The 15,440-nt window shown below is 65.9% G+C and carries 11 protein-coding genes; 2 read left to right on the forward strand and 9 right to left on the reverse strand.

The features are described from left to right. Positions 1-153 precede the first annotated feature (153 nt). The 3 genes from BRAD285_RS01050 to BRAD285_RS01060 form a co-directional block, all read right to left on the reverse strand. Positions 154-972, reverse strand: coding sequence for an acyl-CoA thioesterase II (locus tag BRAD285_RS01050; protein ID WP_006611452.1), 819 nt, complete (start codon positions 970-972; stop codon positions 154-156). A 232-nt stretch (positions 973-1,204) separates the two neighbouring features. After that, on the reverse strand, positions 1,205-3,712 hold the full coding sequence (locus BRAD285_RS01055; RefSeq protein ID WP_006611453.1) for a glycogen/starch/alpha-glucan phosphorylase: 2,508 nt from the start codon (positions 3,710-3,712) through the stop codon (positions 1,205-1,207). 220 nt (positions 3,713-3,932) lie between these two features. Next, on the reverse strand, positions 3,933-4,235 hold the full coding sequence (locus tag BRAD285_RS01060; protein ID WP_006611454.1) for a GIY-YIG nuclease family protein: 303 nt from the start codon (positions 4,233-4,235) through the stop codon (positions 3,933-3,935). A 180-nt stretch (positions 4,236-4,415) separates the two neighbouring features. Here BRAD285_RS01060 and BRAD285_RS01065 point away from each other — a divergent pair, with 180 nt between their 5' ends. Beyond that, entirely contained in the window at positions 4,416-4,847 is a 432-nt protein-coding gene (locus BRAD285_RS01065) for a hypothetical protein (protein ID WP_006611455.1), read from the forward strand. Between the two features lie 76 nt (positions 4,848-4,923). On the opposite strand, the gene BRAD285_RS01070 is transcribed toward BRAD285_RS01065, so the two are convergent. Both BRAD285_RS01070 and pyrE read right to left on the reverse strand, forming a co-directional pair. Further along, positions 4,924-5,757: a DUF2865 domain-containing protein gene (locus tag BRAD285_RS01070; RefSeq protein WP_006611456.1), complete on the reverse strand. Its 834-nt coding sequence runs from the start codon at positions 5,755-5,757 to the stop codon at positions 4,924-4,926. A gap of 240 nt (positions 5,758-5,997) precedes the next feature. After that, positions 5,998-6,555 carry an orotate phosphoribosyltransferase gene (gene pyrE, locus BRAD285_RS01075; RefSeq protein ID WP_006611457.1) on the reverse strand — a complete coding sequence of 186 codons (558 nt, stop codon included), beginning with the start codon at positions 6,553-6,555 and terminating at the stop codon, positions 5,998-6,000. A gap of 192 nt (positions 6,556-6,747) precedes the next feature. On the opposite strand from pyrE, the gene BRAD285_RS01080 reads away from it, so the two are divergent. Then, complete coding sequence (locus BRAD285_RS01080) at positions 6,748-7,374, forward strand: glutathione S-transferase family protein (RefSeq protein WP_006611458.1); 627 nt, start codon at positions 6,748-6,750, stop codon at positions 7,372-7,374. 282 nt (positions 7,375-7,656) lie between these two features. Here BRAD285_RS01080 and BRAD285_RS01085 read toward each other — a convergent pair whose 3' ends face one another. From BRAD285_RS01085 to BRAD285_RS01105, 4 genes are all read right to left on the reverse strand, one after another. Beyond that, positions 7,657-8,292 (reverse strand): LysE family translocator, encoded by a 636-nt coding sequence (locus tag BRAD285_RS01085; protein ID WP_006611459.1) that lies wholly within the window; start codon positions 8,290-8,292, stop codon positions 7,657-7,659. Positions 8,293-8,399: 107 nt separating this feature from the next. Next, complete coding sequence (locus tag BRAD285_RS01090; protein ID WP_006611460.1) at positions 8,400-9,572, reverse strand: glycosyltransferase family 87 protein; 1,173 nt, start codon at positions 9,570-9,572, stop codon at positions 8,400-8,402. Positions 9,573-10,817: 1,245 nt separating this feature from the next. Then, positions 10,818-13,877 (reverse strand): DNA polymerase I, encoded by a 3,060-nt coding sequence (gene polA, locus BRAD285_RS01100; RefSeq protein ID WP_035645987.1) that lies wholly within the window; start codon positions 13,875-13,877, stop codon positions 10,818-10,820. A gap of 405 nt (positions 13,878-14,282) precedes the next feature. After that, positions 14,283-15,335, reverse strand: a complete 1,053-nt coding sequence (locus tag BRAD285_RS01105; protein ID WP_006611463.1) for an acyltransferase family protein — start codon at positions 15,333-15,335, stop codon at positions 14,283-14,285. Positions 15,336-15,440 lie beyond the last annotated feature (105 nt).

The following is a 15,440-nucleotide window of genomic DNA, read 5'->3' on the forward strand; positions in this document are numbered from 1 at the left end:
GCTGTCGTCCCGGGCTTGAGCCGGGACCCATAACCACAGGACGGCGTGGTTGAAACGGGAAGGCAGCTCCAGCCTTCGCCAAACTACGGACGGTGGTTATGGGTCCCGGGTCAAGCCCGGGACGACACCGTCTTTTTAGCTGCTGTCCCGGCCTCACGCCTTGAAGTATGCGATCTGCGTCGTCGTCGCGAGCAGGCGGCCGGACGGTGACCACAGCTCGCCATGCTGGTCCTGATAGCTGCGGTTGAACACTTTGGCATCTGCCGTGGCCAGCACATGCGTGATGTCCTCGGCCGCGAGCTCCTCACGGCTGACGTGGAAATAGGTCGTCAGCGACACGGTGCCGAACGGGATCAACTCGCCACGGACATGGAAGGCGCGGCCGAAGAAGGCGTCCGACATCGACAGCAGCGACAGGCAATCCAGCTTGCGCGGCTTGCGGTCGGCGATCCACAGCCGTGAATAGGCGCTGCGCGGTTCTTCTGAACGGCTGCCGAAGTCCGGACGGCCCTCCACGAAGCGGAAATCATACTGCTTGGTCCAGGACATTGCGGCGTCGGGATAGCGCTTCACCTGATCGAACGGTGGCGCGTCCGGCTTGACCGCCGGCTGGTGCGACCAGGACGGCCGCCGCTCGGCGAACACAGCGGTGGCCAGCGTCGCCGCGTCGGCATCGCCCTGGCTCAGCTCCACGCACCAATGCTGCGAGGAGCGGTTGGCTTTCACCAGCCGCACGTCGAGATCGAACGGCCCCTCCGCAATCGGCGCACAGTAGTTCACCGTGACCGCCAGCGGATCGCCCGCAATCTGCGGGTGCTCGATCAGCGCGCGGAGCACGGTCGCTGCGGTGACGCCGCCGAACGGCCCGACGAACGCCCAGTAGTCCGGGCTGGTCCGGCCCTGCCAGCGACTGTCGCCGGCGGTGACGCGGGTGGCCTCGTCGAACAGATGCGTGGTCGGCGTTTCGGTCATGCGTTGCTCCTGACAATGATCGTATGATCATCGTCAGGTGAAAGGCAATCGCAGGCGCCGGCAATAACGTCACGCGTCAGCCCAAAGAACTCTCGCGACGAGCAACTGTTCGAGTTCGTTACTCCGTGATGCCCGGGCTCGTCCCGGGCATCCACGCGGTTCCCAGGATGCCGAGCGACGTGGATGGCCGGGACAAGCCCGGCCATGACGACGCAACGACGTTCTCCGCGCCTCACGCCCGCTGCGCATGCGCCGGCGCCACGACCGGGCCCACCGGCACGTTCCAGATGTCGTCGGCATATTCGCGGATGGTGCGGTCGGAGGAGAACCACGCCATGCGCGCGACGTTGAGGATCGAGGCGCGGGTCCAGGCCGGAGTGGTCTGCCAGCGCGCGTCGACGCCGCGCTGGGCCTCGTAGTAGGAGTCGAAATCGGCCGAGACCATGTAGTGGTCGAGATGGCGCAGCGCATGCGCGATCGGCTCGAACCGGCCCGGCTCGCCCGGCGAGAACACGCCGGAGGCGATCGCCTCGATGGCGCGCGCCAGCCGCGGCGAGCGGCGGATCACGTCGGTGGCATCCAGGCCCTGCTGGCGCCGCAGCATGACGTCGGGAGCCTCCATGCCGAAGATCGCGATGTTCTCGGCCCCGACATTGTCGCGGATCTCGATATTGGCGCCGTCGAGCGTGCCGATGGTGATCGCGCCGTTCAGCGCCAGCTTCATGTTGCCGGTGCCGGACGCCTCCATGCCGGCGGTCGAGATCTGCTCGGAGAGGTCGGCGGCCGGAATGATCGTCTCCGCCAGGCTGACATTGTAGTCGGCCATGAACACGACCTTCAGCCTGCCTGCGATCGCCGGATCACTGTTGACGACCTCCGCCACGTCGTTGATCAGCTTGATGATCAGCTTGGCATAGCGGTAGCTCGCCGCCGCCTTGCCGGCGAAGATCTTGACCCGCGGGACCCAGTTTCCTTGCGGGTCGTCCTTCATGTCGAGATACAGCGCCACAGCCTCGAGGATGTTGAGCAGCTGCCGCTTGTATTCGTGGATGCGCTTGATCTGCACGTCGAACAGCGCGCTCGGATCGAGCCGCACATTCATGCGCTCGCCGATCAGCCGCGCGAGCTGGATCTTGTTGTGGTGCTTCACGGCGCGGAACTTCTGGTGGAAGCCGGAGTCCGCGACATAGCTCTCCAGGCTCGTCAGCAAGGTCGGATCGTCGACGATGGCGTCGCCGCAAGCCTCGCACAGCAGGCTCGTCAGCTTCGGATTGGCGAGCGTCAGCCAGCGCCGGAAGGTGATGCCGTTGGTCTTGTTGGTGATGCGGCCGGAATAGAGATGGTTGAGATCGTGGAACACGGTCTCCTTCATCAGGTCCGAATGCATCGCCGAGACGCCGTTGATGCGGTGCGAGCCGACGAAGGCGAGCTGGCCCATGCGAACGCGGCGGCCGCTCTTCTCGTCGATCAGCGACACCGACGCGCGATAGTCGATATCACCGGGCGCGCGCTGCTCGGCGAGCGCGAGGTGCTGCGCGTTGATGCGGTAGATGATCTCGAGATGCCGCGGCAACAGCCGCTCGAACAGCTCGACCGGCCAGGTCTCCAGCGCCTCGGGCAGCAGCGTGTGGTTGGTGTAGGACAGGGTCGCGACCGTGATTTTCCAGGCCTCGTCCCAACGGAAATTGTGGAGGTCGACCAGGATACGCATCAGCTCGGCCACGGCGAGCGAGGGGTGCGTGTCGTTGAGCTGCACCGCCGCCTTCTGCGACAGGCTGCGCAGCTGGCCGTCGGAGCCGAGATGGCGCTTTACTAAGTCCTGCAGCGAGGCCGAGACGAAGAAATATTCCTGGCGCAGCCGCAGCTCGCGCCCCGCCGGGCTCTCGTCATTCGGGTACAGGAACTTGCAGATCGCCTCCGCGCGGGCCTCTTCGGCGGACGCGCCGAGATAGTCGCCGGAGTTGAACACGTCGAGCTTGAGCGGATCGGGCGACCGCGCCGACCACAGCCGCAGCGCATTCACGTGCTGGCCGCGCCAGCCGACGATCGGCGTGTCATAGGCGACCGCCTGCACGGTCTCGCCGGGATGCCAGATCGCGCGGTCGCGGCCCTTGTCGTCGACATGCTCGACGCCGCCGCCGAAATGGACGTGATAGACCACCTCCGGGCGCTGGAATTCCCAGGGATTGCCGAACGACAGCCAGACATCCGGATATTCGTGCTGCCAGCCGTCGACGATCACCTGGCGGAATAGGCCGAAATCATAGCGGATGCCGTAGCCGATCGCCGGGATCTGCAACGTCGACATGCTCTCCATGAAGCACGCCGCCAGCCGCCCGAGGCCGCCATTGCCGAGCGCGGCATCCGGCTCGCATTTGCGCAGGTCCATCAGGCCGACGCCGAGATCGCCGAGCGCTGTCTCGAACACCTTCATCAGGCCCATATTGTTGAGCGCATCGGTGAACAGGCGGCCGATCAGGAATTCGAGGCTGAGATAATAGACCCGCTTGCGGCCGGCGTCGTAGCTCTCTTTGTCGGCCGTCAGCCAGCGGTGCACGATGCGGTCGCGCAGGGTCAGGGCTGCTGCGTGATACCAGTCCTGCTGCGTCGCCTGGCTTGCTTCCTTGCCGATCGCGAGCCGAAGCTTCGCGAGGATGTCGCTCTTGATCTCGGCGACGGCCAATTCGTCGACGGGTTGGCCGGTGCTTACGAAGCTGCGCTGGGACGGCTGATCTGTCACCTTGAAACCTGTGATGCTACGAGGAACCGGTAAAAGCATACGATGGTTGCGCGCGGTCCGAAACCCGGGGAAAGGCTGGTCCGCACAGCAAGGTGATGGAAAAATATGCAAAAACGGGGCCGGGAGTTCCGCAGCTGGAACGCGGCTGGCCGATACATGGTGCGTGAGAGGACCGAAGAACTCTCCTCCTCGTCATCCCGGCGAAAGCCGGGATCCAGACTCACCGGCCGAAGATGAGGCCCGACAAGTCACTCCAATCGGGGCTATTTTTCTCGATCAGCTCGACCTTCCAATCGCGATGCCAGTTCTTGAGCTGCTTCTCGCGGGCGATCGCCTCGAGCGGGCTCGCGAAGCGCTCAACGTGGACGAGCCGAAAAACCTTGTATCTGCTGACGAACTTGGAGCCCCGCCCGGCCCGGTGGTCTTCGAGGCGCTTTCTGACGTCGTTGGTGACGCCGATGTACAACGTACCGTGATGGCCGCTGGAGAGGATGTAGACCGTCCATGCGGCCTCGATGCTCATCGGTCTGTGCCAACCAATCGGCTTCGGTGGGTATGGGTCCCGGCTCGGGGGCCGGGACGACGATAAATCAGTACTTCCTTTTTTCGCAAGAACAAATTAAGAACAATTTAGCAAGTGATCGTTATCCCCTTAGCGATTCGATCCGCTCACTCCGGCATCAGTGCATCACGCGAGGACACCATGTCCAACATCGCCTTCGATCCCCTGGCCCTCACCCGCATCGCCGATTTCGCGCGCACGCTGACGCGGCTGCACAAGACGGCGCGGCAGCGGGCGGTCGACGACGACCAGATCGACCGTGCGTTCAACGCCGTCTGCATGTCGGTCTGGGGCTACACCACCGACGATATTTCCGATGATCTGTTCTCCGCCACCGACCACACCTTCCTCGACGGCCTGGACGAGGCGCGGGCGCGCATCTTTGCCGCCGAGCAGGGCTACGATCTGGTCGACGACGAGGGCATGCTGAGCGATTGGTGGGGCTTCTGCTGGATGATCCTGGCCGAGAAGCGCGGCCTGCTGACGCCGGACAACCGTGCCGCTGCGCGTGCGGCGATCGAGGAGAAATATCTCGAGGCGCCGAACGTCATCGGCGTGATCGTCGGGCGCTAAGCCAGGATTGCCCTCACGGCCAGCAACCCGGCGGCGCGTTGCGGACCGGGTCGTTCGTCGCCGCGAGGGCTAAGGCTCAATCCACATCCGCCCGCTTCGCGCGGGCCGGCTTCGGCGCGATCGTCAGCGGCGGCGCCACGCTGACATTGCCAGCATTGACATTGCCGGCACTGGTCTCAGCCGGCGGCATGGCGGCGAGTGCATCGGCCGCCAGCATCTCGGCGCGCACCGGCGCCACCTTCATCTCGCTCAGCTTGGCCCGCATGTCCGAGTTCAGCCCGGGATATGAGGCGACCGGCTTGAAGTCGGCCGCCTGGCCGCCGCTGCCGCGCGGGCCCGAATAGGCGACGAGCCCGTCACTGGTGGCGACGACGTCGCCGGGACGCAGCGAGGTGTCGAGCGACAGGTCGACCGGCGCGAGCCCGGCGGGATCGCGGCCGTTGCAGGTGCAGTCGGCGCGCAGCGCCTGGCGATAGGCGAACGCGGTCTCGCTGTCGGCATAGCGCTCGCCATTGGCTGACGTCGCGTAGTCGATGTTGGAGCCGTAATAGATCTTGGTCGGGCTCGCCGGGCAGAACGCCTGGCACATCTGCGCCGGCGAGGCGAGGCCGCGGGTCAGCGGGAAATAGCGCCCGTCACAGCTGCGCACGCAGAACGCCGCGCCCGATCCGCTCGAAGCCATGCGCGGCTGCGGCTGATTTTGCGGATTGGTGCCGAACGGATCGGCGAAGAAGCTGCCTTGGGGCGCCGGCCGCTGCGGCTGCGGCTTGTTGAAACCGCCGAACAGGAAATCGAACAGGCCCTCGGCCGAGGCCATCTGCGGCGCCAGCGCGAGCGAGGCGGCCAGGCCGATCATGGTCGCGACGGCGACGCGGCGGGGCACCCGCCGAAACGACAACACGTGACGCAACGCCCACTCCATCTCTCACCGCAAAGATCTGACGCTGCGGCTGCTCCGCGCCAATGATGCGCGAACGGGCCGGCCATGCCCACAACATGGCGCCATCAGCTTTGCGGTAACCTTAATGGGCGTTGGTAAATGAGCGGTGTGCGCGGACCGCGAAAGTCGGCGCGCCGTCAACTCTCTCCATGAACACGCCTCTTGGCGTGTTCATCGCCGGTGTGCCGGACCCCCTTGGGTGCCAACGCCTCAGAGGAATTCGCGCGCCTTGTAGAGCGCCTGGAACGGCAGGCCCGCCTCCGCGAACGCCTCGGCGGCGCCTTCCTCGCGATCGACCATCGTGAACACCAGCGACACCTCGGCGCCGGCCTCGCGCAGCGCCTCGACCGCCTTCATCGCCGAGCCGCCGGTCGTGGTGACGTCCTCGACCACGACGATGCGTTTTCCCGCCAGGGTCTCGTCGCGGGTGAGGCCCTCGATCGCGAGCCTTGCGCCATGCTCCTTCGGCTTCTTGCGGACGAAGAAGGCGGCGATCGGATGGCCCTTGATCCAGGAGATCTGGGCGATTGCGCCGGCCAGCGGCACCGCGCCCATCTCCAGCCCGCCGATATAATCGAAGCCCTCGTCCTTCAGCGCCTCATAGGTCAGCTCGGCGAGCAGCGTCGCGCCTTCCGGGTCCATCATGGTCGGCTTGAGGTTGAAATAGAAATCGCTCTTGCGGCCGGACGCCAAGGTGACCTCGCCGCGCCCGAACGAGCGCCTGCGGATGATCTCGAGGAGGCGGGCGCGGGAGGCGGATTTGGACACGGCGGTTTCCCCTGGGGGTCGGTTCTTGAGTGAATTCTGGGTGGCGCAATCTATCGGGGCCGGACGGCCGAGGCCAGCGGCCAGGATGTCCCATCAACAACGCTACGTTTGGAGCCGGGCGCGGTTTCGAGCTAAGGGGAAGCGACAGCCCAAGCAAGACATTTCGGAAGACATTCCGCGAGGACGCCGCGCATGACCATCGACCTGCACACCTGGAACACGCCCAACGGCCGCAAGATCTCGGTCGCGCTGGAGGAGATGGGGCTGCCTTACCGCGTCATCCCCGTGGATATCACCAGGGGCGCCCAGATGGCCCCGGCGTTTCTCGCGATCAGCCCGAACAACAAGATCCCGGCGATCGTCGATCCCGACGGCCCCGAGGGCAAGCCGGTCAGCGTGTTCGAATCCGGCGCCATCCTGCTCTATCTGGCGGAAAAGACCGGCCAGTTCCTGCCGAAATCGCTCGCTGAGCGGATCCCGGTCTATGAATGGCTGATGTGGCAGATGGGCGGCTTCGGCCCGATGCCCGGCCAGGTCCACCATTTCATCGCGCTGGAGAACGAGCAGGACCGCGCCTACGGCCTGAAGCGCTACATGGCCGAGACGGTCCGGCTCTATGGCGTGCTCGACCGTCGCCTTGCGCAGCACGAATTCGTCGCAGGCCCACTCTCGATCGCCGACTTCGCCATCCTCGGCTGGGCCTGGCGTCACCCCCGCCACAAGGTCGACCTCGCCGACTTCCCCCACGTCAAGCGCTGGTACGACGCGCTGATTGCCCGCCCCGCCGTCAAGCGCGGCATGGAGGCGAAGCTGGATTGAGCGAAAGGCGCGGTGCGGCGTTCGCTGCCAGACCCTCTCCATGAACACGCGGCTGATGACCAACGTGCGGCGCCGATCTCGTAAGCCGACCCTCATGGTGAGGAGCGACGCGCCCATTCTGTCATTCGAGGCAAGGCCGCCGCTCGCGGCGCGTCTCGAACCATGAGGCCCCGCCAGTGGCCTCGCCCTTCGAGACGACCGCCCTTAGGGCGGTCTCCTCAGGGTGAGGGTTGAGAGGGGTCCGACAAGCCGGCGGGGTCGCTGGTTCGCTATTGAGAGCCGCTAACCACGCCGCGCCTCCAGCGCCATGCGCATCGCGAGCCCGGCGAGCACCGTGCCCATTAGATATCGCTGCAGCAGCGTCCACGCCGGCCGCGTCGCCAGGAACAGTGCGATCGATCCCGCGGCCATCGCGATGACGGCGTTGATGCTGACGCTGATCACGATCTGGATCGCGCCGAGCACGACCGACTGCGTCAGCACGCTGCCGGCTGTGGGATCGATGAATTGCGGTAGCAGCGCGAGATACAGCATCGCGATCTTCGGGTTCAGCAGGTTGGTGACCAGCCCCATCAGGAACAGCCTGCGCGGACTATCGATGGTGAGCTTCCGCACCTGGAAGGGCGAGCGTCCGCCGGGCTTCACCGCCTGCCACGCCAGATACAGGAGATAAGCAGCACCAGCGAGGCGCAGCGCGTCATAGGCGAAGGGCACCGCGAACAGCAGCGCGGTGATGCCGAACGCCGCGGCCAGCATGTAGACGACGAAGCCCAAGGCGACGCCGCCGAGCGATACGAGGCCCGCGGCATGGCCCTGCGTGATCGAGCGCGAGATCAGATAGATCATGTTCGGCCCGGGCGTCAGCACCATGCCGAGCGAGACCAGCGCGAAGGCGAGCAGGGATGATGTGTGCGGCATGACCCGGCATGACGATGAGGATTTCACATCGATGCTAGCGCAGCCGATCGCCGATCGTCATCCGATCAATTGCACCGAGAGCAATCAGCCGATCGGCGGCGTCGCATTCAGCGCAGGCGCGCTGCCGCGGGAGCGGCCGAACACGCCCCGATGCTCAGCACTAGCAGCGTCAGCAGGAGAGGGGCGGCGAGCGGCACGGAGTGCCCGATCATCGCGAGCATGCAGGCCCCGAGCGCAATGACGAGGCCGATCTCCAGCGGCGCGATCGCCTCGCCGGCGTCGCTCCGCGCCTTCCAATGCATCGCGATCCCCGCCGCGACCATCGGCATGTCGTAGATCATCGCATAGGGCGTTGCGAGGATGCTGCCGACCGCGACCAGTGCGATCGCCTGGTCCGTCATGCCGCGCCGCCAGGCGTTCCAGACCATCACGACGATCGCGCAGGACAGCACGAGCTGGATCATCACGCCGGCCGGTGGCGGCGCGCCGAGCGCGTGCAGGCCGGCGATGACCGTCGGCATCATGTGATCGAGGCTGGCCTGGTTGGCCCCGAGTTGCGCCTGATAGTCCGGAAATCTCACGATCCATTGCAGCCATATCAGCGGATCGAGCGCAGCGCTGGTCACGACGGCGACGATGGCGGTGGTGGCGATCGCCGACAGAATGGCGATCCAACGACGTGACGCCAGCAGCACGACCGGCATCAGCAGCACGAATTGCGGCTTGTAGGCGAGCAGGCCGAGCAGGCTGCCTGCGATGACGGGATGACGGGGGAGCAAGCGCAGCCCGCCGATCAGCAGCGCCGCCGAGAGAAAGCCGTTCTGCCCCGTGATGGCGTTGATCAGCGTCGTCGGCGCAGCAAGCAGCGCGAGCCCGAACGGCGAGCGCCAGTCGCGGCCGAGCGTCGCCAGTCCATAGGTCGCGAACGTCACGCCCATCCAGCAGACATACGCTGTGGGCAGCGCCATCATGCCGAGCGGAATCAGCGCCAGCAGGAAGGTCGGTGGATAGGGATAGGGAAAGCCGCCGCCGCCGAGCGCGGGATCCAGCCTCTGCTGAAACTCGGCGAGCGCGACCGGATCGTAGATGGCGGCGCCGAACTGCGCCGCGAACTTGCCGAACGACCACAGGCCGGAGAAGTCGCCGAACGCGGGCTGCGGGGACGATAGCCACCAGGTGACGAGATAGACGCCGTTGTAGAGCGCAGCCGCGATCAGCAGAGCCAGCACCGCGCGCCGGTCGCGCGTCGCAAGGGGAGGTACGGCTGAGATCGCGGTCATGGAGCTCGTCGAGGCCAGGATGTTCGGCACCATCGTCACGGTCGTTGAAGGAGCATGATCAGCGCCGCCATGCGATCGCTCGCAAGCGGGCCGGCCAACTCTGCCAGGGGACGCTGCACGCCGTGTTACCCGCGATCCGGATCACCAGGCGTGATCTCATCGTGCCTAACGATCGGTAAAGCCGCCGCGGGCCGAGCGACCTCGATGGGACGTCTGTTGTCCGCATGACGCGGCACGCCGCGGAAAAAAATGTATTGCTATTTTTCCGAAATCATGCTCTACTTCGCGCATCCCGTCCTCATGCAGAGGGACGTACGCGTCGTCACGATACGTAGAGGCGGGGAGCGGTGGCCGTAGGTTTGTCGGGTGCTGATGCGCTGGACGATGGACAGCTCGCGGACGTTCAAGCCGTGTGGTCCTGGCGCCCCGATGCTGGCGCTAAGTCGGCGTGACATGACGTGTCGCGCAGGCGACGGGGGCAAGAAAGCCGGTCCCCGGGGAGAGCACGGAGCAGACGTTAAACCCATCGCGCAGGGAGGGCCGGGTCTGTCCGGCTGAACCTGTGGTACCTGCCGCCTGCATTTTTTTCCGCAGGCGGGCCACGGGCCTCAGTCGAGGCCCGGCCTTCCCTGCGCCCTTTGCCTTGTTTGCAGGGGCGAACCGATCGCAAGCCTCGGGCACGATGTGCCGCGAGACTGCGAAGCCGTGCCTCTCATGTCCTCAGCTGTTTGAATCGTGAATGCGTCTTCTCGCTCCGCCGTCGTCCCGGACAAGCCGTGACGCGCGCCAGCGCGACGCGGCGCCGATCCGGGACCCATACTCCGCAGCGGTCGTGTCGGGCAAAAGGTCAATGACCAGCCTGCCTCAAACCGCTCCCTGGGGGTATGGGTCCCGGCTCGAGGCCGGGACGACAGGAGAGATCGGCGATGCGGCCGGGCCTCCACCAACCGTCGTTGATGCAGCAATTGATCGTGTATGTCGCTCCAACTGTTTGAGCCGTGAATGCGCCGTCTCACTCCGCCGTCGTCCCGGACAAGCCGTGACGCGCGCCAGCGCGACACGGCGCCGATCCGGGACCCATACGCCGCGGCGGTCGTGTCGGGCAAAATGCCAATGGCGAGCGTGCCTCAAACCGCTCCCTGGGGGTATGGGTCCCGGCTCGAGGCCGGGACGACGGGAGTGGTCGGAGATGCGGCCGGGCTCACACCACCAGTCAATGAGGCGGGAGGGCGCCGGGTGATCCGCTCAATGCGCCTCGTCCCAATTGTCGGCGGCGCGGGCGTCGACGTGCAGAGGGACCGACAGCAGGACGGCGGGGAAGGGCGCGTCCTGCATGACGTGCTGCACCACCGGCAAGGTCGCGGCGACCTCGTCCTCCGGGACCTCGAAGATCAGTTCGTCATGCACCTGCAGCAGCATCTGAGCCGACAGCTTCTTTTGCGCCAGCGCCTCCTCGACCCGGGTCATCGCGCGGCGGATGATGTCGGCCGCCGTCCCCTGCAATCGCGCGTTGATCGCGGCGCGTTCGTTGAAGGCGCGCACCGAGGCGTTCGACGCCTTGATCTCCGGGTAATGGCACTTGCGGCCGAACAGCGTGACGACATAGCCGTTCTTGCGGCAGAACTCGCGGGTCTCGTCCATGTAGGCGCGAATGCCCGGGAAGCGCTCGAAATAGCGCTTGATGTAGGCCGAGGCCTCCTCGCGGGCGATGCCGAGCTGGTTGGCGAGACCGAAGGCGGAGATGCCGTAGATGATGCCGAAATTGATCGCCTTCGCGCGGCGGCGGACCTCGCTCGGCATGTCCTTGATCGGCACGCCGAACATCTCCGACGCTGTCATCGCGTGAATGTCGAGGCCGTCCTTGAACGCCTGCTTCAGCACCGGGATGTCGGCGATCTCCGCCAGCAGCCGCAGTTCGATCTGCGAATAGTCCGCCGACACCAGCTTGTGGCCGGGTGTCGCGATGAACGCGCGGCGGATCTTGCGGCCGTCCTCGGTACGCACCGGGATGTTCTGCAGGTTCGGCTCGTTCGAGGACAGCCGGCCCGTCGTGGTCGCCGCCAGCGCGTAGGTGGTGTGCACGCGATGCGTCTGCGTGTTGACGTAGGTCGGCAGTGCATCGGTGTAGGTCGATTTCAGCTTGGAGACCTGGCGCCATTCCAGGATCTTGCGCGCGAAGTCGTTGCCCTGCTCGGCGAGGTCGTCGAGGATCGAGGCCGAGGTCGACCAGGCGCCGGTCTTGGTCTTGGTGCCGCCCGACAGGCCCATCTTGCCGAACAGGATGTCGCCGATCTGCTTGGGGCTGCCGACATTGATCGGCTCGCCGGCCAGCTCCTGCAACTCAGCCTCGACGCGCGCGGCGGTCTGGGCAAAGTCGCCGGAGAGGCGCGAGAGCACCTGGCGGTCGATCGAGATGCCGCGCCGCTCCATGCGGGCCAGCACCGAGACCAGCGGCCGCTCCAGCGTCTCGTACACGGCCGTCATACGCTCGGCGACGAGGCGCGGCTTCAACACCCGCCACACGCGATGGATCACATCGGCCGCTTCCGCCGCATGCGCCGTGGCGCGGTCAATCGCGACCTGCTCGAAGGTCAGCTTGTTCTTGCCGCTGCCGATCAACTCGCCTTCGCTGAGGATGGCATGGGCGAGCACGTGCTCGGCCAGCGAGTCCAGCTTGTGCGAGCCGCGCCCGGCGTCGAGCGCGTAGCTCATCAGCAGGATGTCGTCGACGTTCTCAAGCGTGATGCCATGCTGCGCCAGCAGCACCGCGATGAACTTGATGTTGTAGCCGATCTTCAAGAGCCCTGCGGATTCCAGCACCGGCTTCAGCGCCGCGAGCGCATCACTCGCCTTGATCTGGTCCGGCGCGAGCCCGGCATCGAACAGGCCGCCGCCGTCGCCGGCCTGGCGATGCGCCAGCGGGATGTAGCAGGCCTCGTTTGGCGCCAACGCCAGCGAGAGGCCGCACAGGCTTGCCTGCATCGGGTCGATCGAGCTGGCTTTGACGTCGATGGTGACCCGGCCGAAATCATGGATACGGGCGAGCCACGCGTTCAGCTCGGGCAGCGTCCGCACCGTCTGATACTTGTCCCGATCGATCCGCGCGTTCTTCGCCGCCTCCGCCCGGGTCTCGGCAAGGTTCGCGGGTGTGCCCTTGCCCATCGCGGACTTGTCTGTCCGCGGATCACCGGTGCGAGGGCTCCCTCCCCCCTTGTGGGGGAGGGTTGGGGAGGGGGGGGCTCCGGCGGGACCGTTCGTGGGGGCCCCCGTTCCCTGGTCAGCAAGGGAGGAGGGAACGGAGGAAGCAGTGCCCGCCTTACTCCTAAAATTCTCGTCCGCCGTCACATCGGCCGGATCGATCTGCGAATACTCCGCGACGCGCCGCGTCAGCGTCGAGAACTCCATCGCTTTCAGGAACGCGATCAGCTTGCGCGGATCGGGCTCGTGCACCGCGAGGTCGTCGAGCGGCACCTCGAGCGCGACCTTGTCGTCGAGCAGCACCAGCTGGCGCGAGATCCGTGCCTTCTCGGCATTCTCGATCAGCGCCTCGCGCCGCTTCGGCTGCTTGATTTCGGGCGCGCGCGTCAGCAGGCTTTCGAGATCACCATAGTCGTTGATCAGCTGCGCCGCGGTCTTGATGCCGATGCCGGGCACGCCGGGCACGTTGTCGGTGGAGTCGCCGGCCAGCGCCTGCACCTCGACGACCTTCTCCGGCGGCACGCCGAACTTCTCGATCACCTCGGCGATGCCGATGCGACGGTCCTTCATGGTGTCGTACATCGTGACGCAGTCGTTGACGAGCTGCATCAGGTCCTTGTCGGAGGACACGATGGTGGTGGTGGCGCCGCGCTCGCAGGCGAGCCGCGCATACGTCGCGATCAGGTCGTCGGCCTCGAAACCGCCCTGCTCCAGGCAGGGCAGGTCGAACGCGCGCACGGCCTCGCGGATCAGCGCGAATTGCGGGATCAGATCGTCAGGCGCCGGCGGGCGGTGCGCCTTGTACTCGGAGTAGATCTTGTTGCGGAACGTGACCTCGGACTTGTCGAACACGATCGCCAGATGCGTCGGCCGGTCGGTCTCGGGCATGTCGCGCAAGAGCTTCCACAGCATGTTGCAGAAGCCGAGCACGGCATTGACGTTCAAGCCGTCGGACTTGCGGTTGAGCGGCGGCAGCGCGTGATAGGCGCGGAAGATGTAGGACGAGCCGTCGACCAGGAACACATGGTCGCCCTTGGTCGCGGCCTTGGCCGCAGCGGGCACAGGGGTGGCGGGCGTGACGGCGGCTTTCTGGGGAGCTTTGGGCATGGCCGCAATGTAGGGAATTTGGCAGGGATTGACACCCTCGGAACGGCAGAATCCGGCGCGTTCCCCACGCAAATCGGGCGCTGTGGAGCGCTCGTCAGGCGCGTCATATTCCGCTGTCGTCCCGGGCAAGCCACGACGCCGCGAAGCGGCGGCGGGGCGCCGACCCGGGACCCATACTCCGCGGCAGTGATGAGGCGGCCGACTGGAGCCACAGCTTGCCCAAAACAGCGGACGGTGGCTATGGGTCCCGGGTCTACGCCCGGGACGACACTGTGGGTGGGGCTACTCCGCGGGCTGCACTCCGCGGCAGTGATGAGGCGGCAGACTGGAGCCACAGCTTGCCCAAAACAGCGGACGGTGGTTATGGGTCCCGGGTCTTCGCCCGGGACGACACTGTGGGTGGCGTTACTCCGCGGGCTGCAACGCAGCGCGCTGCTTCGGCGGCGCGATCCAAAAGGCGATCGGACGTTCGAACAGGAAGCGCGCGCCGGCGCGCAGCGCGAGGCGCCAGATCGCGAGCGCGCCGAGCACGCCGGCAATGGTGACGAGCAGCGAGATCGTGCCGATATCCGTGATGATCCCCGTCTTCAGCAGCACGGTGCGGGTCGCGGCCATCGGCAGGAAGAAGGCGAGGTAGATCACGATCGAATGCTCGCCGCAGAACCTGAGCGCATTGAGCACTTGCGCGCGCGCCAGCAGCGTGCCGGCGATGATGATCGCAACCGCGCCGGCATAGCCGAGTGCCAACGAGATCACCGGCCACTCGCTGACGCCGAGCGTCACGAGGCTCTGGTTGATCACCGCCCAGGCGAGCAGGCCGATGATCGCGAGCATGGGCTGGGCCCGCGCACGATCCGACACCGCGAAGATATAATTGGCGAACAAATAGCCCGAATAGATGTAGACGAAGCGGGCGCAGAATTCGTCGATCACGGTCCAGCCGGTGACGATATGCGACATCTCCAGGCCGGCCGCGATGCCCCAGATCACCGGCGCAGGGGCCTTCCGTGTCAGCTTGATGCCGACGAAGAAAATTGGCAGGAGGTAGATGAACCACAGCGTGCCGAATGGCTCGACGAAGGATTCGAGGTACAGATAGCCGGCGTGCGGCCAGCCCGAGGCCGCGGCAAAGCCGGGCGCCTTGAAGCCGAACTGGATCGTCACCCACAGCACGTAGAAATAGGCGAAGTGGACGACCTTGCGGTCGATGTAGGTGCGCCAGTCGCGGTCGATCACCAGCGGCAGGAACAGGCCGGAAATCAGGAAGAAGTCGGGCATCCGGAACGGCTTGGCGAAGGCGACGACGGCATGCATGAAGCCGGTCTCGCCGGCGGCCAGCTCGACGCCGAGCACCGAATGCATCATCACCACCATGATGATGCAGATACCCTTGGCGTAGTCGACCCAGTCGATGCGCGCCTCGGTTCCGGCCGATTTCGGCGTACCATTCGCGGTCATGCTGTCCCTCTCTGGCGCGGAGCTGCCGCATTGTGGAGCAGAGCCGTTAAAACTCCTCCTTGTCATCCAAACGTCATGCCGTTTTCTAAATTCCCCTTGAACCGC

The sequence above is a fragment of the Bradyrhizobium sp. ORS 285 genome, assembly GCF_900176205.1.
In the GTDB taxonomy this organism is placed as follows: domain Bacteria; phylum Pseudomonadota; class Alphaproteobacteria; order Rhizobiales; family Xanthobacteraceae; genus Bradyrhizobium.

What these genes read in the sequence shown, in the direction of transcription:
- BRAD285_RS01050 (WP_006611452.1), bottom strand. Translation starts at nt 972, where the DNA reads ATGACCGAAACGCCGACCACGCATCTGTTCGACGAGGCCACCCGCGTC.
- BRAD285_RS01060 (WP_006611454.1), bottom strand. Translation starts at nt 4,235, where the DNA reads ATGAGCATCGAGGCCGCATGGACGGTCTACATCCTCTCCAGCGGCCAT.
- BRAD285_RS01065 (WP_006611455.1), top strand. Translation starts at nt 4,416, where the DNA reads ATGTCCAACATCGCCTTCGATCCCCTGGCCCTCACCCGCATCGCCGAT.
- BRAD285_RS01080 (WP_006611458.1), top strand. Translation starts at nt 6,748, where the DNA reads ATGACCATCGACCTGCACACCTGGAACACGCCCAACGGCCGCAAGATC.
- BRAD285_RS01085 (WP_006611459.1), bottom strand. Translation starts at nt 8,292, where the DNA reads ATGCCGCACACATCATCCCTGCTCGCCTTCGCGCTGGTCTCGCTCGGC.
- BRAD285_RS01090 (WP_006611460.1), bottom strand. Translation starts at nt 9,572, where the DNA reads ATGACCGCGATCTCAGCCGTACCTCCCCTTGCGACGCGCGACCGGCGC.
- polA (WP_035645987.1), bottom strand. Translation starts at nt 13,877, where the DNA reads ATGCCCAAAGCTCCCCAGAAAGCCGCCGTCACGCCCGCCACCCCTGTG.
- BRAD285_RS01105 (WP_006611463.1), bottom strand. Translation starts at nt 15,335, where the DNA reads ATGACCGCGAATGGTACGCCGAAATCGGCCGGAACCGAGGCGCGCATC.